The organism is Kribbella sp. NBC_00709, assembly GCF_036226565.1.
Classification (GTDB): Bacteria; Actinomycetota; Actinomycetes; order Propionibacteriales; family Kribbellaceae; genus Kribbella.
The window spans coordinates 5280006-5299266 of record NZ_CP108996.1 but is presented as its reverse complement, the minus strand read 5'-3'; the positions used below and the strand labels follow the sequence as shown (position 1 = coordinate 5299266).

Annotated in this window: 17 protein-coding genes and 1 riboswitch; of the genes, 15 read left to right on the top strand and 2 right to left on the bottom strand. The window is 67.8% G+C overall.

Features of this window, described 5'->3' with window-relative positions:
- Positions 1 to 112: 112 nt before the first annotated feature.
- The 6 genes from OHA18_RS26090 (at position 113) to OHA18_RS26065 (ending at position 8248) form a co-directional block, all read left to right on the top strand.
- On the top strand, positions 113 to 844 hold the full coding sequence (locus OHA18_RS26090) for an NPCBM/NEW2 domain-containing protein (protein WP_328997930.1): 732 nt from the start codon (positions 113 to 115) through the stop codon (positions 842 to 844).
- A 60-nt stretch (positions 845 to 904) separates the two neighbouring features.
- Positions 905 to 1044: riboswitch (cobalamin riboswitch) on the top strand.
- 128 nt (positions 1045 to 1172) lie between these two features.
- Positions 1173 to 3701, top strand: a complete 2529-nt coding sequence (locus OHA18_RS26085; protein ID WP_328997929.1) for a prenyltransferase/squalene oxidase repeat-containing protein — start codon at positions 1173 to 1175, stop codon at positions 3699 to 3701.
- The gene (locus OHA18_RS26080; protein WP_328997928.1) at positions 3698 to 4702 is read left to right on the top strand and encodes a hypothetical protein; all 1005 of its coding nucleotides are present in this window, start codon (positions 3698 to 3700) and stop codon (positions 4700 to 4702) included. Before OHA18_RS26085 ends, OHA18_RS26080 begins: the two co-directional genes overlap by 4 nt.
- Complete coding sequence (locus OHA18_RS26075) at positions 4699 to 5796, top strand: energy-coupling factor transporter transmembrane component T (protein ID WP_328997927.1); 1098 nt, start codon at positions 4699 to 4701, stop codon at positions 5794 to 5796. Before OHA18_RS26080 ends, OHA18_RS26075 begins: the two co-directional genes overlap by 4 nt.
- The gene (locus OHA18_RS26070) at positions 5793 to 7397 is read left to right on the top strand and encodes an ABC transporter ATP-binding protein (protein ID WP_328997926.1); all 1605 of its coding nucleotides are present in this window, start codon (positions 5793 to 5795) and stop codon (positions 7395 to 7397) included. The genes OHA18_RS26075 and OHA18_RS26070 overlap by 4 nt, the downstream gene beginning before the upstream one ends.
- Positions 7394 to 8248, top strand: coding sequence for an ECF transporter S component (locus OHA18_RS26065; RefSeq protein ID WP_328997925.1), 855 nt, complete (start codon positions 7394 to 7396; stop codon positions 8246 to 8248). The genes OHA18_RS26070 and OHA18_RS26065 overlap by 4 nt, the downstream gene beginning before the upstream one ends.
- A 4-nt stretch (positions 8249 to 8252) precedes the next feature.
- Here the strand turns inward: OHA18_RS26065 and OHA18_RS26060 are convergent, their stop codons facing one another.
- A complete protein-coding gene (locus OHA18_RS26060) occupies positions 8253 to 8780 on the bottom strand; it encodes a hypothetical protein (protein ID WP_328997924.1) in 528 nt (175 codons plus the stop codon).
- Positions 8781 to 8961: 181 nt separating this feature from the next.
- Entirely contained in the window at positions 8962 to 10002 is a 1041-nt protein-coding gene (gene tsaD, locus OHA18_RS26055) for a tRNA (adenosine(37)-N6)-threonylcarbamoyltransferase complex transferase subunit TsaD (RefSeq protein WP_328997923.1), read from the bottom strand.
- Positions 10003 to 10171: 169 nt separating this feature from the next.
- Between tsaD and cbiM the strand changes: the two genes are divergently transcribed.
- The 9 genes from cbiM (at position 10172) to OHA18_RS26010 (ending at position 19245) form a co-directional block, all read left to right on the top strand.
- Entirely contained in the window at positions 10172 to 11260 is a 1089-nt protein-coding gene (gene cbiM, locus OHA18_RS26050; RefSeq protein WP_328997922.1) for a cobalt transporter CbiM, read from the top strand.
- The gene (gene cbiQ, locus OHA18_RS26045) at positions 11253 to 12185 is read left to right on the top strand and encodes a cobalt ECF transporter T component CbiQ (protein WP_328997921.1); all 933 of its coding nucleotides are present in this window, start codon (positions 11253 to 11255) and stop codon (positions 12183 to 12185) included. Before cbiM ends, cbiQ begins: the two co-directional genes overlap by 8 nt.
- Positions 12175 to 13065 carry an energy-coupling factor ABC transporter ATP-binding protein gene (locus tag OHA18_RS26040; RefSeq protein WP_328997920.1) on the top strand — a complete coding sequence of 297 codons (891 nt, stop codon included), beginning with the start codon at positions 12175 to 12177 and terminating at the stop codon, positions 13063 to 13065. The genes cbiQ and OHA18_RS26040 overlap by 11 nt, the downstream gene beginning before the upstream one ends.
- A gap of 269 nt (positions 13066 to 13334) precedes the next feature.
- Positions 13335 to 14906: an ABC transporter substrate-binding protein gene (locus OHA18_RS26035; RefSeq protein WP_328997919.1), complete on the top strand. Its 1572-nt coding sequence runs from the start codon at positions 13335 to 13337 to the stop codon at positions 14904 to 14906.
- Entirely contained in the window at positions 14888 to 15937 is a 1050-nt protein-coding gene (locus tag OHA18_RS26030; RefSeq protein ID WP_328997918.1) for an ABC transporter permease, read from the top strand. Before OHA18_RS26035 ends, OHA18_RS26030 begins: the two co-directional genes overlap by 19 nt.
- Positions 15934 to 16794, top strand: coding sequence for an ABC transporter permease (locus OHA18_RS26025; RefSeq protein WP_328997917.1), 861 nt, complete (start codon positions 15934 to 15936; stop codon positions 16792 to 16794). Before OHA18_RS26030 ends, OHA18_RS26025 begins: the two co-directional genes overlap by 4 nt.
- Positions 16791 to 17591 carry an ATP-binding cassette domain-containing protein gene (locus OHA18_RS26020; RefSeq protein ID WP_328997916.1) on the top strand — a complete coding sequence of 267 codons (801 nt, stop codon included), beginning with the start codon at positions 16791 to 16793 and terminating at the stop codon, positions 17589 to 17591. Before OHA18_RS26025 ends, OHA18_RS26020 begins: the two co-directional genes overlap by 4 nt.
- Complete coding sequence (locus tag OHA18_RS26015; protein ID WP_328997915.1) at positions 17585 to 18184, top strand: ABC transporter ATP-binding protein; 600 nt, start codon at positions 17585 to 17587, stop codon at positions 18182 to 18184. Before OHA18_RS26020 ends, OHA18_RS26015 begins: the two co-directional genes overlap by 7 nt.
- A 158-nt stretch (positions 18185 to 18342) precedes the next feature.
- Entirely contained in the window at positions 18343 to 19245 is a 903-nt protein-coding gene (locus OHA18_RS26010) for a DUF929 family protein (RefSeq protein WP_328997914.1), read from the top strand.
- The last annotated feature ends 16 nt before the right edge of the window (positions 19246 to 19261 follow it).

The window sequence follows — 19261 nt, the reverse complement described above, 5'->3', positions numbered from 1 at the left end:
GGAGAGTACGTACGCCACCGATACACGTCAATCGGAGACCAATACATTTCGCGGGCCGTCCTCGCGCCAAAACGCGAACCATGCTGCCTGCGCTGTCAACTATTCTGGCGGCATGGGCGACACCTCATCCGAGCGCAAGAAGACGGCTTGGAAGACTGTGCTTGCTGTCGCGGTGCCCATCCTGATCGGGCTGGTTCTGGTCTGGGCGGGAGCCGAGGACTATCGCTTTCCGTGGGCCAGGCAGGCACCACCGGTCACCACCAAGCCAACTGTCGGATCGTCGCCACCGGCTCAGCCGACCACACGACCGACTGTGAGGCCCACGAGCAGTCCGCCGAAGACCAGCGCGCCTCCGCCGACTCGGCCGAAGGTTCCGCCGGCGCTGCTGTCCGACCTACCTCAGGTGGACAACTCCGACGGTGTCAACTCCTCGATCGACCTGCGCTTCGAGGGTCTGACAGTCAACGGTGACGATTTTGCGAACAGTCTGACCTATCGATGCAGCTTGTATTGCAACGGGAGTTCGCCGCAGACGTGGGAAGTGAGCCTCGGGAAGAAATACCGCCAGTTCACGGCGCTCGCCGCAGTGGCCGACACGGCCGGCGGCGAGAAGACCACGACGAAGTTCGAGGTCGACGTGGACGGCGAAGCGCATTCCTACACGGCGCGCGTGGGCAAGCCCGCGCCGATCAAGCTCGACGTACGCGGCGCGCTCCGGCTGAGGATCCGCATCTTCGCACCGGCCGACCTGCGATCCCCTATCCGGGCCGGCGCCGACTCGACTCAGGGCAAGGGCAGTCAGATGCCGAACGCTGGGCTGACGACACCACAACTTCTCGGCTGAGGACTGCCGGTTCTGCTGCCGCGGTTTCCCGGCGGGCCGGTCTGCAGGTACGCTGCTGTCGCTTCCCGGGCAGCTTTCCGGTGAAGCGCGTTACGACCTGACGTGTGGGGGAAGCCGGTCGAAGTCCGGCGCTGACCCGCAACCGTAGGTGGAGGGTGACCTTCACGAGCCGGAATGCCTGCCGACGGGTCCGACTCCTTACCCGTCGTGGTCTACGGGCGGAGTCCGGGGCGGCATCCGTCGTTCCTGATCGGTCGTTGTGGCCGATGGGGGCACGGGACCGGACCGGGCGACCGCAGCGCAGACCGCCCAGTCGAAGTCAGGTTCGATGCGCACCTCCGCCCGCCGTTGGATCACTGCGGTTCTTGCCGCCGCCCTCACACTGGCACCAGTTCTGTCTGCTCACGCGTCCCCGGCCAGGGCAGCGGCCACCCCGGAGGCGAGCGCGGCGGCGACCTGGATGGCCGGTCAGCTCGTTGACGGCGCGATCCCCGGGTTCGCCAACCCGGACTGGGGCCTGACGATTGACACCGAGTGGGCGTTGATCGCGACCGAAGCCGATCCCGCGGTGATCCGCTCGGTGGTGAAGGCCGTCTCCGAGCACGTACCCGACTACGCCGGCCCGGGCTGGTACCCGGATCCCGACGCCCGGATCGCCGGCGCAACGGCGAAGATCCTGCTGGCGGCGGTGACCGCCGGCCAGGACTACCGCGATTTCGGCGGCCGGAACATGCGCCAGGAGACCCTCAACCTCATCGCCGGTCCGGACGCGGGGGTCGAGGACGGCCGACTCCGCGACTTCGGCACCGGTAACGACGACACGAACATCTTCAGCCAGTCCCTCGCGGTGATGGGCCTGGCCCGGGCGGGCGGCGTACCCGAGAACGCCGTCAACTTCCTCATCCGGCAGCAGTGCTCGGACGGCTACTTCCGGATGTTCTACAACGACAGGCTGACCTGTGACGAGGCCAAGGGCGCACCCGACGGCGACGGTACGGCGATGGCCGTGCAGGCACTGATGACCGCGCAGAACTACGGCATCGGTGGAGTCGACGACGAGATCCTCAAGGGCCTCACCTACCTGACCTCGGTACAGAAGCCGGACGGGTCGTTCGGCGGTGGCGTGACCACCGAAGGTGCGAACGCCAACAGCACCGGCCTGATCGCGCAGACCCTGGCCGGAGGCGGTCGTACGGCGGCAGCCGACAAGGCGAAGGAGTGGGTCAGCGGCCTGCAGCTCACCGCGGGCAACGCCGGTGCCGCCGCGGCGCACGTCGGCGCGATCGCCTACAACCCGGACTCGCTCGTCGATGCGCAGACGAACGGGATCGATCTCGGCATCGACCAGTGGCGCCGGGCGACGCCGCAAGCGGTCTTCGCGCTCGCGCCGGTTCCGTTCGCCGACCTGTCCTGGACGGACCCCAACCCGCCCACCGAGGACCCGACGCCGACCGTGACCGTCACGGCGACAGTCACGGCCACTTCGACGGTCACGACCACGGGGCGTCCGACCTCGACGCCGACGGTTACCAAAACCCTGCCAGGGAAGGCTCCTACGACCATCGTTGGTCCGACCGGCGTACGGACGAGCATGCAGGTCCCGCCGCCACTCCCCCGGGCGACGACGACGCGGACGCGAACCGTCGTTGTGGTGCCGACTGTCCCGGCTCTGCCCCGGCCGACCACCGCGATCACAGCAACTCCGTCACCCACAACGGCAACCACCCAGCCGTCGACGCCGGCAGTGGTCGGCGCGGACTCCGACGACACGGCCGCTTACCTGCAGAAGCGGCTGACCGGTGGCAACCATCTCGAGGTCGACCGCGACGGCGAGAAGTACGTCGACTACGACGCGACCGTGGACCTCGGCCTCGCGCTGCGCCAGGCAGGCAAGCTCCCCGGCACCGTCGGCGCGATCGCCTCGCTGATGTCCCAGCCCGACGCCGTCGCGGCCTATGCGCACGGTGTCCCCTACGAGCAGCCGAACGCCCGGTACGCCGGTCCGCTGGCCAAACTCACCCTGCTCCTCACGCTCTCCACGAAGGATGCCGTCGGCAATGACCTGGCCGGGGAGCTGGCGCAGCGGACGCAGCCGGACGGGCGGATCACCGACGAGAGCAAGTCCGGTGACCAGTCGAATATCAGCAGCCAGGCGTACGGCGTCCTCGCGCTGGTGGCCTCGGGTCGCGCCGAGGAGGCCAAGCGGGCGGTCGACGCGCTGCTGCGGCAGCAGTGTGGCGACGGGTCGTTCCCGGCGCAGTTCGGTCCGGCCGAGCAGCGGTGCCAGACAGGCGACATCGCGAGTACGGCGATCGCCGTACAGGCACTCAACGCGGTCCGGCCCGGCTCTGAGCCGACCGCTCCGACCACGACGGTTCGCAAGGCGGTCAAGGCGTTGACGGATCGCCAGGATGCCGATGGTGCGTGGAAGTCCGGATGGCAGCAGGACGGGCAGCCGAGCATCCCGGCGACGTCGGCCGCGATGGTGGCGCTGCGTTCGGTAGGCATGGAGACCGGGGATGCGAACACCCGGTTGAAGTCGTCGATCGTCGCCGACGGTGGACTGCCGATCCGGCCCGGCGGGGCTAGCGACCAGGCCGCCAGCACGGCTGCGTTGCCGGCGATGGCGGGAACTTCGTTGCTCACGATCGACACCGACGTGCTGGCTCGCGGTGTGACGGCGCCGTTCCCCGAGGAGAAGGCACCTGACACCACCAACCAGGCGGCTGTCAGCGATTCGGACCTCGGTCCGTGGCCGCTGTGGGCCGGCTTCGCGATATTGCTCGTCATCGGTGGCGCGGCTCTCGGCTGGCTGATGACCCGCCGATCCTCCGCCCGGCGGGCGGCCGGTCGATGAGGCGCGTCCTTGCGGTTCTCGCCGGGCTGGTGCTTGTCGCCGCGCCGCTGAGCGCGTCGGCGGTCGATCCGTCGCACGGGAGTCCCGGGTTCTGCCCGACGGACGAGGGCGTGACCGTGGTGATCGACTTCCAGGCGCTCGGCGGTACGACGGTCGTCCGGTGCGCACCGGGTCCGGTCGGCCCCGGATTCACGGGGCACTCCGCGTTGGTTGACGCAGGCATCCAACTGCAGGGCACGCGGCGTTGGGGCGAGGCGTTCATCTGCCGACTCGAGGGGCGACCGGGACCGAACGAGATCGTGCCGATCGCCGGGCATCCGAAGTACAAGGAGCCCTGCATCGACACCCCGCCCGCCTCGGGCTACTGGTCGTACTGGTGGGCGACGAGCGGCGGCCAGTGGCAGTACAGCCAGTGGGGTGTGAAGAACCGCAACGCGATCCGCGGCGGCTTCGAGGGCTGGTCGTTCTCGCTCAACGCGACCGCGGAGACCAACCCGAAGCCACGCATCACGCCGCGACGCCCCGGCAGCGCGCCGCAGCCGACGACCAACCTGCCGACGCAGAAACCGACGGGCAACAACCCCAACGAGAAGCAGAACCCGGCGCCGACCGGCCAACCGAAGACCTCGCAGAACAACCCGAACGAGCCAGGCGGCAACACGACCACCACGATCGGCGGCTCACAGGTCGGGCAGGATCCGGGTGACACCACCACCGAGCCGAGCAACCCGCAGAGTGGTCAGCCGAGCACCGGGCAGACGACCGCGCTCCCACCCGGGCTGCCACGGCAGAGCGCTGAGCCGGCCGGGGATCCGCGTGCGTCAGGTGAGCCGAGCAGCGATGTTCCCTGGACCGGTGGTGAACCAGTTGCCGACGGCACTCATAGTCGCGATGCCCCACCGGGCGTGCCGGTCTCGACGGTGCTGACCGGTTTCGTGATCATCCTCTTGATCGGGGCCGCGGTGATCACCGCGCAGTACCGCCGCAGCCGCCGCTCGTGACGGCGTACTGGCTGCCGCGGAACCTGCACCCCGCGGCCTGGTGGCTCTGGGCGCTCGGCCTCGCCACCGCCGCGAGCCGCACCACGAACCCGATGTTGCTCGCCCTCATCCTCGCCGTCGTGGTCTACGTCGTGATCAACCGTCGCTCCGACGCACCCTGGGCACTGGCGTTCCGGCTCTACCTCCTGCTCGGCGCCTTCATCATCGTCATGCGACTCGTCTACCGGATCATCTTCGGCGGCGGCGAAGGCGACACCATTCTGTTCACCCTGCCCGAGATTCCCTTGCCTGCCTGGGCTGCCGGGATCCAGCTGTTCGGCCAGGTGACGGTCGAGTCGCTGCTCGGCGGCGCGTACGACGGTCTCCGGCTCGCGACCATGCTGATCTGCGTCGGCGCGGCCAACGCGCTCGCCAACCCCAAGCGGCTACTCAAGTCCGTGCCCTCCGCGCTGTACGAAGCTGGTTCGGCGGTCGTCGTTGCAATCTCCGTCTTTCCGCAGCTCGCGGAGAGCGTGGTCCGGGTCGGCCGGGCGCGGTCGTTGCGGGGCAGCACCGAGAAGGGCATCCGTGCCTTCCGGGCGATCGCGATTCCCGTTCTCGAGGATGCGTTGGACCGGTCGCTGCGGTTGGCGGCCGCGATGGACAGTCGGGGCTACGGCCGCGCCGGGACTCTGACTGGTCGGGCGAGAGCATTCACCGGTGCTTTGCTCGTCGCCGGGCTGGTCGGGATCTGCGTCGGGGTGTACGGCGTACTCGACGGGACGACCCCGCGCTACCTCGCCGGGCCGATGCTCGCGGCCGGGGTTGCGGTCGCGGCGGCCGGGATGATCTCCGCAGGACGACGGGTGCAGCGGTCGACGTACCGGCCCGATCTCTGGCGGCTCGCGGAGCTCATCGCCGCCGCCTGTGGGATCGCAGCCGCGGTCGCACTGTACCGGAGCAGCTCGGTCGATCCGACGAACCTCAATCCATCGCTCCGTCCGCTGACCTGGCCGCAGGTCGACCTGATCCCGGCGGTCGGCGTACTGCTCGCAGTACTGCCTGCGTGGTTGGTGCCACCGCCGGCGAACGATCTCGAGGAGGCCGAGCGGTGATCCGCTTCGACCAGGTCAGCATCACCTACCCTGGCGCGGACGATCCCGTGCTCGACGACCTCACCATGACAATCGCTGAGGGCGAGCTCTGCCTGCTCACCGGCCGCACCGGCACCGGCAAGTCCACACTGCTCGGTGCGGTCAACGGCCTGGTGCCGCACTTCACCGGCGGACACCTCGATGGCGAGGTCACCGTCGACGGGATCGCGACCAGCACCCGGCCGCCGCGCGAGTTCGCCCATCTGGTCGGCGTGGTCGGTCAGGATCCGCTCTCCGGATTCGTCACCGACACCGTCGAGGAAGAACTTGCCTACGGCATGGAACAGCTCGCCGTCCCGGCCGCCACCATGCGCAAACGCGTCGAAGAGACCCTTGACCTGCTCGGCATCGCCGAACTCCGTCGCCGCCCGCTCAGAGCACTCTCCGGTGGTCAGCAGCAACGCGTCGCGATCGGCTCGGTCCTGACCAGCCACCCTCGAGTGTTGGTCCTCGACGAGCCCACTTCCGCGCTCGACCCGACCGCCGCCGAGGACGTGCTCGCCGCGATCACCCGCCTGGTCCACGACCTCGGTGTCACCGTCCTGATGGCCGAGCACCGGATGGAACGCGTCGTCCAGTACGCCGACCGCCTGATCTACCTCCCCGGTGACGGCACCGCCCAGCTCGGCGACCCGGCCGACATCCTGCGTACGACGTCCATCGCACCACCGATCGTCGAACTCGGCCGGCTCGCTGGGTGGTCTCCCCTGCCGCTCTCCGTCCGCGACGCACGACGACTCGCCGGTTCGCTGCGTGAGCAACTCGCAGGGAGCTCTCCTTCGTACCGCTCAACGCCTGGTAGCGAGACCCTCAGCGCGCGGAAGGTCGTCGTACGGTACGGCGATCTGGTCGCCGTACGCGGAGTCGATCTCGCGCTGCACCGCGGTGAGATCACGGCGCTGATGGGACGGAACGGATCCGGCAAGTCGTCGCTGCTGTGGGCGTTGCACGGAGCCGGCCCACGACACGGCGGCACCGTCGAAGTAGACGGACAAGACCCGAAGCGCCTCAAGCGGAAGGAGTCGCGGAAGCTCGTTGGGCTCGTCCCCCAGACACCCAGCGATCTGCTCTACCTGGAGTCGGTGGCCGACGAATGCGCAGGCGCCGACAAGGAGTCCGGCGCGGAACCGGGAACGTGCCGCGCGTTGCTCGACCGGATCGTCCCGGGGCTGCCCGACGACCGGCATCCACGCGATCTGTCCGAGGGACAGCGGCTGTCGTTGGCGCTGGCGATCCAGCTCACGGCCGCGCCGGATGTCGTACTCCTCGACGAACCGACCCGCGGCCTCGACTACTCCGCCAAGAGCCGGTTGCGCGAGGTGATCCGCGACCTCGCCGACGACGGCAAGACCGTGGTCGTCGCCACCCACGACGTCGAGTTCGTCGCCCGGACCGCGGACCGGGTCGTGGTGATGGCCGAAGGCGAGATTGTGGCTGACGGGCCTACCGCTGAGGTGGTCGCAGCTTCCCCGGCATTCGCACCGCAGGTCGCGAAGATTCTCGCTCCAGCCGAGTGGCTGACGGTTGACGACGTACGCGAAGCCCTGGAGGTCTCGGTATGAACGACACCGGCGCAATCAGGGTCGGGAAGCGGTCCGCCGTCGTACTGATCCTCGCGACGATCGCCGGGCTGATGATGTTCGTCTGGCCGCTGCTCACCAAGGTCGACCCGTCGCCCACGCAGCACGGTTCAGATGCACCGTTCATCTTCATCGTGATCCTGCCGGTCCTGGTGATGATCGTGATCGCCGAACTGTCCGAAGGCGGGATGGACTCCAAGGCCCTGGCGATCCTCGGCGTCCTGTCCGCGGTGAACGCCGCCCTCCGGCCGACCCTGGGTGCCGGCACGGCCGGGATCGAGTCGGTCTTCTTCCTGCTCGTCCTCGCCGGTCGGGTCTTCGGACCGGGCTTCGGATTCCTGCTCGGCTGTACGTCGCTCTTCGCATCGGCACTGCTCACCGCAGGAGTCGGCCCGTGGTTGCCGTTCCAGATGATCTGCTCGGCCTGGATCGGGCTCGGCGCCGGACTGCTGCCCCGACGCGTCCGCGGCACAGCCGAAATTGCGATGCTCGTTGCCTACGGCATCTTCGTCGCCTATGCCTTCGGGTTCTTGATGAACCTCTGGTTCTGGCCGTTCATCACCCACGCCGAGGTCCCGTACTACAACGGCGGCATCTCCTACATCCCCGGCGCCCCGGTCTCGGAGAACCTCCATCGCTTCACGATCTTCACCCTGCTCACGTCGACCGGCGGCTGGGACACCGGCCGCGCCATCACCAACACCGTCGCGATCCTGATCCTCGGACCAGCAGTCCTCGCAACATTACGGCGTACCGCACATCGCGCGTCCTTCGGCGTCAAGGGAACCTTCCGCCGGCGGCGTGCACCGGCCCACGAGAAGCCGGTGCACTGAACACCTACGGACGGACCGGCGCAACCCGCGGCGGCGGGTTCGTGTCCGGACCTGCGTTCTGCGAGAACGACCAGCCCTCGAAGCTCCCGAGCGGAGGCTTCCGGCCCGTCGCCCCGAACTGGCTGTACGTCCACGACCCACCGTTCGGCGAATGCCAGTACGACCAGTACGCACTGGCCGGAGGCGTGTTCACACACGGCTCCGTCGCCGGCGTCGGCTGCCCGTTGATCCGGCAGATGAACGCCTTACCCCATCGATCAGTGCCGGTGACAACAAACCCGGCATTCTCCAACGCGGCCAGCCCCGTCGCCTGATCCCCCGGCGCACACCGGATCTCAGTCGCGAACCCCAGCCCCTGGTAATCCACCACCACAGTCACACCATTGGCGTCCGGGCAATATCCCACACTCCCCAACCGCTGCACCACAGCCGGCGCCGCACTGGGCGAAGGCGCCGAGACCGCAACCCCGGGCACCGCGAACGCCGTCGAAACCACCGCCAGCACACTCGCCAGCAGCCTCACTCGCTTCATGCAATTCCCCTTGTTTTGTTGGGCGGAGAGCTCAACCTACCTTGTTGCCTGAATCAGCGCAGTGAGCAGTTTCATGGCTTCGAGACCTTGATCAGATCGTCGAGCTCTTGGGCGCCAGGACAAGCCGACCGGTCATCCACCCACCGCACGGCCCTCGGGCAGGTCAGTCACTGATTCGCCTTCAGACCAGGAGGCTGCGATCGAGGGGTGCGGACGAGTCGGCACCGAAGTCGATTCCCGACGGGTCAGCGCCGGAGCGGACGATCAGGTCACCGATCGCGGCGATCATCGCTCCGTTGTCGGTGCAGAGCCTAGGCGCGGGAATGCGTAAGGTGATGCCGGCACTCAGACTGCGGGCACTGGCGACCTCGCGCAGTCGTGCGTTGGCGGCGACCCCGCCGACGATCAGCAGCGTGTCGATCCCGTGGTCCACGCACGCGGCAACTGCCTTGCCGACCAGCACATCGACCGCGGCGTCCTGGAAGGACGCGGCGATGTCCGCCGTCCGCACCGGCTCGCCAGAGCGTCGGGCGAGCTGCACGTGCCTGGCGACCGCGGACTTCAGGCCGGAGAACGAGAACGCGTACCGCTGATGCTCGGCCCACTGTGTCAGCAGGGGCCTCGGCAGCTGGACTGCGCCCGGGTCACCGGACTCAGCCGCTCGCTGGATCGACGGACCACCTGGGTAGGGCAGCTCGAGCACCCGGGCCACCTTGTCGAACGCCTCGCCCGCCGCATCGTCCAGCGTGTCCCCCAGATGAACGATCGGATCGGTCGCCAGGTCGCCGAGCATCAGCAACGACGAATGCCCACCCGACACGACCAGCGCGATCGAGCGCTCAGGCAACGGCCCGTGCTGCAAGGTGTCCGCGGCAACATGACCGGCCACGTGATGTACGGCGTACAGCGGTTTGCCGAGCGCCACCGACCAGGCCTTGGCGGCTGAGACCCCGACATGCAACGAACTCGCGAGACCGGGTCCGGAGGTGACAGCGATCGCGTCAACCTGTTCGAGGCTGACCTCCGCGTCAGCCAACGCTTGCCGCAGGCAACCGCTAAGGGACTCCAAGTGCGCCCGGGCCGCGACCTCGGGTACGACGCCGCCGTACAGGACGTGCTCGTCCATGCTCGACGCCAGCGCCTGCCCGAGCAACAGGCCGTCCCTGACCACACCCACCCCGGTCTCGTCGCAGGACGTCTCCAGGCCCAGAGTGATGGTCATGTCGCTCCCCGCCCCTCGTCACGCTGAGTACTATATGCGACTGCATCGCATCTACCCCACTGGCAGCGACTCAGCAGATCGCTGGAAACATTTGTTGCGAATGGATCGCAGGTAGGTCTAACCTCGCGATGCAGGCTCTGCCGAGGTGAGGCATGGAAGGGGCAACAGCATGCATATCCCGGACGGCTACCTGAGCCCGTCGACGTGCGCGGTCGGATACGCGGTCGCGATCCCGTTCTGGAGCCTGGCGGCCCGCAAGGTCAGCAAGGTCGTGCGGACCCGGAACGTGCCGATGCTGGCGGTGTTCTCGGCGCTCTGCTTCCTGATCATGATGTTCAACGTCCCGATTCCGGACGGCACCACGGCCCATGCGGTCGGTGGGGTGGTGGTGGCGATCTGCCTCGGCCCCTGGGCTGCGGTGATCGCCGTGTCCGTGGCGCTCCTGTTCCAGGCGCTGCTGTTCGGCGACGGCGGAGTGCTGTCCTACGGGGTGAACGTCGTCAACATGGCGATCATCCTCCCGTTCGTCGGTCTCGGGGTCTACCGCCTGATTGCCGGGCGCACGCCGCTGACCGGTCGCCGGCGGGTGCTGGCGGCCGCGGTCGGTGGGTACGTCGGCATCAATTTCGCCGCACTCGCGGCGGCGATCGAGTTCGGCATCCAGCCCGACCTGTTCACGTCGTCATCAGGGGTGCCGCTGTACTCGCCGTACCACCTCAGCCAGACCATTCCAGCGATGGCACTCCCCCACCTGACGATCGCCGGGCTGTGCGAGGCAGTGCTTTCGGCCGGCGTCATCGCCTATCTCCAGCGGGCAGACGTACGGCGTCTCGTCCCGAATCATCCCGGCATCCCGGTGCATGAGGGCGATGTCGAGGTCGCCCCCGGCCGGCTGAGCCCGGCGCGGGTCGCCATCGGGTTCATGACGGTCGCGGTTCTCCTCACGCCCTTGGGTCTCCTGGCGCCGGGAGGCGCATTCGGGGAGGACGCTCCAGCGGACCTCGATCTCGGGCCCCTGGGCTTGCACACTGTCCCCGCGGGGCTGGAGAAGTACAACGGCTTCTGGAGCCACGCGGTGCTCGGCGGCTACGGGTTCAGCAATGGGGATCACGCCAACCTCGCCTACATCTTGTCGGCCGTGGTGGGGATCATCGTGGTCGGGGCTGCGATCTTCCTGATCGCGAGCATCGTGCGGTTGGTCCTGAGCCGGCGGCAGGGCGTCGGTCAGGAGACCGACGAAGACATCGCTCATGCCTGACGCAGCCATCACCTCTCGGCCCGAGTGGCTGATGAGCGGCAACGTCGCTCTGTGCCCTTGTGGTTGCATCGGCAAGCGCAGCAAGGGCTCGTTCCTCGAGAAGACGCTGCGAGGTGCCTCCGACCCGCTCCGGCAGACGATGTTCAGCGAAGACGTGGCGCGGCAACCGGGCATCCTCCAGCAGGCGGACCCACGGGCGAAGCTGATCGGCATGATCGTGCTGCTGGTCGCTGCCGGTCTCGTCCACAACTCGCTCAGCCTCGCCGTCATGTACGTCGCCACGCTCGGACTCGCTGCCGGCTCCCGGCTGTCGCTCGGCTTCCTGATCAAACGGGTCTGGCTGTTCGTACCGATCTTCACGGCCATCGTGGTTCTCCCGGCCACACTGTCGATCGTCACCAAGGGCGACATCGTGCTGCAACTGTGGACGTGGCACGGGGAGCCGCAAGGATTCACCCGGCAGGGCTTGCTCACGGCGCTCCTTGTGGTCAGCCGGGTGGCCGTGTCGATCTCACTGGTCGTCCTGCTCACGATCACCACCCCGTGGACGAAGTTGCTCGCCGCGCTCCGGTCGGTCGGCGTACCGAGGTTCTTCGTGCTGATCATCGGGATGGCCTACCGCTACATCTTCCTGCTCCTGGAAACGGTGACGGAGATGTACGAGTCCCGTACGTCGCGCACCGTCGGCGCGGTCCGGCACGACAAGGCCGCGCGAAGCTTCGTCGGCGCCTCGGCCGGTGCCCTGCTGGGGAAGGCGAACCACCTGTCCGAGGAGGTGCACCAAGCCATGGTCGCGCGAGGCTACCGCGGCAACGCGCGAGTCATCGACGAGCAGCGGCTCAGGCGCACCGATCTTGTCTTCATCTCGGTGGCGATCCTCAGCGCGGCCGCGATCGTTGTAGGGGATCGGTTCCTTGGCCGCTGAGCATCAGCACCACACCGGCAGCATCGGTGACCAGGCTCCACTCCCCTCGGATGCGCCGGATGACGCCATCTTCGTCTGCCGCGAACTGCGGTACTCCTACCTCGACCGGTTCCCGGCCCTCGACGATGTGTCGATCGACATCCGGGCCGGCGAGATGGTCGCGCTGCTGGGCGCGAACGGGTGCGGGAAGTCCACGCTGCTGAAGATCCTCGACGGGCTCGTTCATCCCGATTCCGGCACGTTCCACGCGTTCGGGCACCTGGTCACCGAGGACAACCTGGAGGACGAGCAGTTCTCGATGGGCTTCCGGTCCCGGGTCGGGTTCGTCTTCCAGAACTCCGATGCCCAGGTCTTCTCCCCCACCGTCCGTGAAGAGGTCGGCTTCGGCTGCCTCCAACTGGGCCTGTCGGTGGCGGAGACGAAGGAGCGGGTCGCCGACGTACTCGCCATGCTCGCCATCACCGACCTCGCCGACCGGGCGCCGTTCCAGCTCTCCGGCGGGCAGAAGAAGAAGGTGGCGATCGCGTCGGTCCTGGTGATGAACCCGGACGTCCTGCTGTTCGACGAGCCGACCGCCGCGCTCGATCCACGCTCGCAGACCTGGCTGGCAGAGCTCATCGCCGACCTGAACCAGGCCGGCAAGACCATCGTGTACGCCACCCACGACCTCGCCGTACTCCAGCAGATCGCCACCCGATGCGTGGTCTTCTCCGAGGACCACCGGCTGGTCCGGTCCGGCCCGCCGGCCGAGGTGCTCGCCGACACCGAGCTCCTCCAAGCTGTCAACCTCGTGCACGAACACGTCCACACCCACGACGAGGGAGTCCCGGTCGTCGTCCACTCCCACCCGCATCCCATCCACGGCGATCACCATCGCTGACATCGAGCAGTCCGCCGATCGGTCGGCCGCCGTACTCACCGCGAACACCATCACGGCCCGGCTGCGGCCGCAGCGCCGCTGCGCCGACTGCCGCGCGGCCTGAGCTGCTCCTGCCCGCTGTCCAGTGGGTCCGTTGGTTGACGCGGCAGTTGCGCGCGGACCGTGCAGCATCGTAAGTTGCGGGCGATTAATGCGATCAAGTCGCATCTGAGGCTGTGGAGGACCCCGTGGTCGGTGGGCTGAGGAAGTCGTGTGCCGTGGTGACGGCGATGGTGCTCGGAGTGGTGCTGGCCGCGTGCGCAGCGGGAGTCGACGAAAATGCCTCGGGCAAGAGCGGTGCAGCGCCGAAGGAGTTGCGGCTGGCGATCGGCGGTGAGTCGGAGGACGGGTACGACCCCACGCTCGGCTGGGGCCGGTACGGGTCGCCGTTGTTCCAGTCGACGCTGCTCGCCAGGGACGCGGACCTGAACATCGTCAACGATCTCGCGACCAAGCACTCGGTCAGCGCCGACGGCCTGGTGTGGACCGTCGACATCCGGACCGACGCCAAGTTCAGCGACGGGAAGCCGGTCACGACCGACGACGTCGCGTACACCTTCACGACCGCCGGCAGGAGCGGTGGGCTCACCGACGTGACCGCCCTCGCGAAGGCAGTTGCGGTCGACAACGACACCGTCGAGCTGCACCTGAAGCGTCCGCAGAGTACGTTCGTCAACCGGCTGGTGTCGCTGGGCATCGTGCCGAAGCATGCCCACGGCAAGGACTACGCCCGAAAGCCGATCGGATCGGGACCGTTCACGTTCGTCCAGTGGGACGAGGGCCAGCAACTGATCGTACAGCGCAACGAGAACTACTACGGCACCGAGCCGGTCTTCGAACGAGTCGTGTTCACGTTCACCAGTGAGGACGCATCACTCGCCGCCGCGAAGGCGGGCCAGGCGTCGATGGCCGCCGTGCCCTCCAGCCTGGCGAAGACCACGGTGTCGGGGATGAAGGTCGTGCCGGTGAAATCGGTGGACAACCGCGGGGTGATGTTCCCGTATGTCGCCGACACCGGCAAGAAGACCGCGGAGGGACTGCCGATCGGCAACAACGTCACCTCGGACAAGGCGATCCGGCAGGCGATCAACCAGGCCGTCGACCGTCAGGCCCTGGTGGACGGCGTACTGGAAGGGTTCGGATCGCCGGCCACGGGTCCGGTCGACGGGCTGCCCTGGTACGAGCCGTCCTCGGCGATCAACGGCAACGACCCCTCCAAGGCCAAGCAGCTCCTCGACGCGGCCGGCTGGCGCGACAACGGCGGTGTCCGCGAGAAGGCCGGTGTGAAGGCGGCATTCACGCTGCTGTACCCAGCCGACGACACGATCCGGCAGGGTCTCGCACTGAGCGTCGCCGACATGGTCAAGCCGATCGGCATCCAGATCACCGCCAAGGGCGTGAGCTGGGACGTGATCGACAAGCGCCTGCACGCAGACGCGGTCCTGTTCGGCTGGGGCAGCCACGACCCGACCGAGATGTACAACCTCTACTCCTCCACTCAGGCGGGCATCGAGTACTGGAACACCGGCTACTACTCGAACCCGATCGTGCAGGAGAATCTCGAAACGGCCTTGAGCGCAACCGACCAGGCCGAGGCGACGAAGTACTGGAAGGCAGCTCAGCACGATGCCGACGGCAACGGCTTCGGTCCGTCCGCTGACGCCGCGTGGGCCTGGCTCGTCAACCTCCAGCACACCTACTTCGTCAGCGACTGCCTCGACATCGGCAAGCCGCAGATCGAACCGCATGGTCACGGCTGGCCGATCACGGCTGGCATCACCGGATGGCGCTGGACCTGTTGAGCACCACGACCGAGGAAGCACCGCCCACACGCACCCTGCGCCGACAGCGCCTTCTGACCGCGCTCGCCACCCGGCTGATCCGGCTGGTTCTCCTGCTGACGGCTGTTGCGGTCGCGTCCTTCGCGTTGATGTCTGCGTCGCCGGTAGACCCGGTCGACGCGTACGTCGGCGGCGACATCGCGGCGATCGGGCCAGAACAACGTGCCCAGATCGCCGAACGGTGGGGACTCGACGATCCGCCGGTCGAACGGTTCGGGCACTGGCTGGGGCAGATCGTCCGCGGCGACCTCGGTCAATCGCATACCTTCAACCAGCCCGTCGTCGACGTGATCGCGAACAAGTTCCTCACCAGCCTCGCGCTGATGGCCGTCGCGTGGTGCTTGTCCGGCCTGATCGGCTTCACCCTTGGCCTGATCGCCGGAGTACGCCGTGGCCGCTGGGCCGATCGCGTCATCACCTGGTGGGCCTACACCCTGGCGTCCGCGCCGACCTTCTGGGTGGGTCTCCTGCTTCTGTACATCTTCTCGGTCTCGCTGCAGTGGACCCCGATCTGCTGCGCCGTACCGGTCGGCACCGTCGCGAGTGATGTCGGTCTGCTGGATCGCCTGCACCACTTGTTGCTCCCGGCCCTTACCTTGAGCCTGGTCGGCATAGCGCCCGTCGTCCTGCACACCCGTCAAGCCACTGCTGTCGCGATGTCCAGCGACTACGTAGCCTTCGCCCGCGCACAAGGCGAACGCACACTCGGCCTGGTCGTTCATCGAGTACTACGCAACGCCGCCGGGCCGGCCCTGTTGCTCCAGTTCAGCTCTCTCGGCGAATTGTTCGGCGGATCCGTACTCGCCGAACAGGTCTTCTCCTACCCCGGCCTCGGCGCCGCGACCACAGCCGCCGCCCTGGGCCAGGACGTCCCGCTACTCCTCGCGATCACCTTGTTCACCACGGTTTTCGTCTACAGCGGCAACCAACTCGGCGACCTCCTTCACACCTGGCTCGATCCCCGCACCCGTCGACTCGAGGCGGCGCGATGACCGACATTGTGGCCGGCAGCACCCGTCCCCGGCGTCGGCTGCGCGACCGGCGCCGCCGCACTGTCGCCTTCCTTACCCTGGCCGTCGTGGTGGTCGTCGGAGTCGTCGTCGCCGGAACCCTGTCCGTCGACGCCGCTGGTACGCCGCATCTCTCCGGGCGCAACCTGAGCCCGTCCTGGCAGCACCTGTTCGGAACCGATCGACTCGGCCGGGACATGCTCGCTCGCGTTCTCTCGGGACTCCGGCTCAGCCTGGTGGTCGGGGTCAGCGCAGCTCTGGTGTCCGGCGTACTCGCCGTACTGATGGCCTGCGCCGCAGCCGTCGGCGGCCGACTGGTCGACCGAACTGTCACCTGGGTGGTCGATCTCTTCCTCGCACTCCCCCACCTGGTGCTGCTCATTCTGCTGGCCTTCGCCCTCGGTGGTGGGACGCGCGCGGTCATCATCGCTGTCGCCGTCACCCATTGGCCGTCGCTGACCCGAATCCTGCGCGGCCACGCCCGTCAGGTCATGTCTTCGGACTACGTCGCGATCGCCCAACAGCTCGGCCGCGGTCGCTGGTGGATCGCTCGCCGACATGTCGCGCCGCAGCTCATCGGACACTTCCTGGTCGGCACCGTCCTTCTGTTCCCGCACGCGATCCTGCATGAGGCCGCCCTGTCGTTCCTCGGTCTCGGCGTCGACCCGGCCAAGCCGTCGATCGGCGTACTACTTGCCGAATCCATGCGCTTCCTCTCCGCCGGCGCGTGGTGGCTCGCCGTCCTGCCCGGCCTCTGCCTGCTTGTCGTCGTCAAACTGGTCGACGCGATCGGCGAGAACACCCGCGCCCTCGTCGACCCGAGGAGCCACCACCTGTGACCACGCTCTTGACGATCCAGGAACTGAAGATCTCCTTCAGCCAGTACACCCGTGGGCTCCGCCGCCGCGAGGTTGTCGCCCTGTCCGGCATGGACCTCAGCGCCGACCGCGGCCAGGTCGTCGCCCTCGTCGGAGCCTCTGGAGCCGGCAAGACTCTGCTCGCCCATGCCGTCCTCGGGATGCTCCCATCGAACGCGTCCGAGACCGGCGTCGTGACGTACGACGGCACCGTCATCGACCCCGCAGCCCGCCGACGACTCGCGGGTCGGGAGATCGCCCTGCTTCCACAGTCGGTCGACTACCTGGACCCACTCGCGACCATCGGCCGCCAGGTACGCCGCTCGGCCGAGCTCGCCGGACGCACGGATCCTGATCGGGTCGCAGCCGACGCGTTGGAGGCCCGAGGACTTGGTCGCGAGGTGCTGCGTCGATATCCCCATGAGCTGTCCGGCGGGATGATCCGCCGGGTCCTCGTGACGATGGCGACGATGGGCGATCCGCACCTGATCCTCGCCGACGAGCCAACGCCGGGACTCCCGGCGAAGGACGTGGCCGCCGTCCTCGCCGATTTCCGCGCACTCGCCGACGCCGGGCGCGCCGTCGTACTCATCACTCACGAACTCCGCGGCGCACTCGAGATCGCCGACGCCCTGGTGATCTGCCACGACGGCAAGACCATCGAGACCGCCACGCCCGCCGCCTTCACCGACGGCACCTTGCAACACCCGTATACCAAGGCGCTCTGGCGGGCCCTTCCCGCCAACGGCTTCACCGTCCCGGAGGCCCAGCCATGCTGATCGCCAAAGACCTCTGGTTCCGCTACCACGAGTCCTGGGTGGTCGAAGGTACGTCGCTGTCCGTCGAACCCGGCGAGTTCGTCGGACTCTTCGGACCCAGCGGCTCCGGCAAGAGCACTATCGGCCGCCTGCTCGCCGGCCTCCTCACACCACAACGCGGCCAGATCACCATCGACCCCCGCCAGCGCGGCCCGCACCCGGTGCAACTCGTCCTCCAGCACCCCGAACGGGCCATGAACCCGCACTGGAAGGTCCGCGACATCCTGACTGAAAGCGGCGCCACCCGCGGCGAGATCGACACAATCGATCCCGAGCTCGTTCGCCCAACCTGGCTCGACCGCTTCCCCCATGAAATCAGCGGCGGTGAGCTCCAACGAGTCAACCTCGCCCGAGCCCTCCTGACCCACCCCCGCTACCTCGTCGCCGACGAAATCACCGCCAGCGTCGACGCCCTCACCCAAGCCCGAATCTGGCACCTTCTCCTCAACCAGGCCCACACCCACAACATCGGCGTACTAGCCATCTCCCACGACCCCGACCTACTCACAGCCGTGACCGAACGGACGATCGACCTCGCCAAGTCCAGCCACTAGACACCGGGGAGCTCATCAGCGCCGGCATCGCGGCCATACTGGCGAAGGCCGGGCCGTGGCAGGGCGATAGGAACTTCGGAGCATGCTCCGAAGTTGACATGATGTAGAACGAAGCTGAGTCACGGAAAAGTTCCGGTGAAAACCAGGCAGGAGAGTCGATGAGCAGTCGCGTGCAAAAGAAGGCGGCAGCCAGGGAGCGGGTCGCCGCGCAACTTGCTGCCCAGCAGCGAGCGGAACGACGACGCCGCCTGCTGCTGGCGATCGGAGCAGTGGTGCTCGTAGTCGTGATCGTGGCCGGACTGGTGACGATCCGCCTCGTTGGAGGTGGCAAGAAGACCGCCACCGGCGGATCCGGCACTGCCGACTCTCAGATCATGGCGGCCCTGACCTCGATCCCGGACTCGACCTTCTCGGCGGTCGGGACCGACGGTGTGCAGGCTGCACCGTCCGCCATCGACGCACCGGCTCTGACCGCCGACGGCAAGCCGCGGGTCCTCTACATCGGCGCTGAGTTCTGCCCGTACTGCGCCGCGGAGCGCTGGCCGGTGACCGTCGCACTGTCCCGGTTCGGCACCTTCAGCAACCTCGGTACGACGCACTCCGCCGGCGCCGACGTTTTCCCGAACACAGCGACCCTCTCGTTCCACGGCGCGACGTACACCAGCCAATACCTGAGCTTCACCGGTGTGGAGACCACGACGAACGAGCAGGTCGGTGGGCAGTACAAGCCGTTGGACACGCCAACGGCCGAGGACCAGAAGATCTTTGACACCTACAACAAGCCGCCGTACGTCCAAAGCGGCGGTTCGATCCCGTTCGTCGCCCTCGGCGGCAAATACGTCGGGTCCGGGGCGACCCTCAGCCCGGAGGCCCTGGCCGGCAAGACTCAGGCGCAGATCGCGGACGCACTGAAGGACTCGTCCAGCCCGATCGCCAAGGCCGTCAACGCGTCTTCGCTGGTGTACACCGCCGCGATCTGCGAGCTCACCGGCAACCAGCCCAGCAAGGTCTGCAGCACCGACGCCGTCACAGCAGCCGCCGGCAAGCTAGGGAAGAGCTGAACGGCGACCAGTGCCG

Excerpts from the sequence above, each read along its gene's own strand:
- OHA18_RS26065 (WP_328997925.1), top strand. The coding sequence starts at position 7,394 with ATGAACGACACCGGCGCAATCAGGGTCGGGAAGCGGTCCGCCGTCGTA.
- OHA18_RS26015 (WP_328997915.1), top strand. The coding sequence starts at position 17,585 with ATGCTGATCGCCAAAGACCTCTGGTTCCGCTACCACGAGTCCTGGGTG.
- OHA18_RS26090 (WP_328997930.1), top strand. The coding sequence starts at position 113 with ATGGGCGACACCTCATCCGAGCGCAAGAAGACGGCTTGGAAGACTGTG.
- tsaD (WP_328997923.1), bottom strand. The coding sequence starts at position 10,002 with ATGACCATCACTCTGGGCCTGGAGACGTCCTGCGACGAGACCGGGGTG.
- OHA18_RS26035 (WP_328997919.1), top strand. The coding sequence starts at position 13,335 with ATGGTGCTCGGAGTGGTGCTGGCCGCGTGCGCAGCGGGAGTCGACGAA.
- cbiQ (WP_328997921.1), top strand. The coding sequence starts at position 11,253 with ATGCCTGACGCAGCCATCACCTCTCGGCCCGAGTGGCTGATGAGCGGC.
- cbiM (WP_328997922.1), top strand. The coding sequence starts at position 10,172 with ATGCATATCCCGGACGGCTACCTGAGCCCGTCGACGTGCGCGGTCGGA.
- OHA18_RS26010 (WP_328997914.1), top strand. The coding sequence starts at position 18,343 with ATGAGCAGTCGCGTGCAAAAGAAGGCGGCAGCCAGGGAGCGGGTCGCC.
- OHA18_RS26080 (WP_328997928.1), top strand. The coding sequence starts at position 3,698 with ATGAGGCGCGTCCTTGCGGTTCTCGCCGGGCTGGTGCTTGTCGCCGCG.
- OHA18_RS26060 (WP_328997924.1), bottom strand. The coding sequence starts at position 8,780 with ATGAAGCGAGTGAGGCTGCTGGCGAGTGTGCTGGCGGTGGTTTCGACG.
- OHA18_RS26030 (WP_328997918.1), top strand. The coding sequence starts at position 14,888 with ATGGCGCTGGACCTGTTGAGCACCACGACCGAGGAAGCACCGCCCACA.
- OHA18_RS26025 (WP_328997917.1), top strand. The coding sequence starts at position 15,934 with ATGACCGACATTGTGGCCGGCAGCACCCGTCCCCGGCGTCGGCTGCGC.
- OHA18_RS26085 (WP_328997929.1), top strand. The coding sequence starts at position 1,173 with ATGCGCACCTCCGCCCGCCGTTGGATCACTGCGGTTCTTGCCGCCGCC.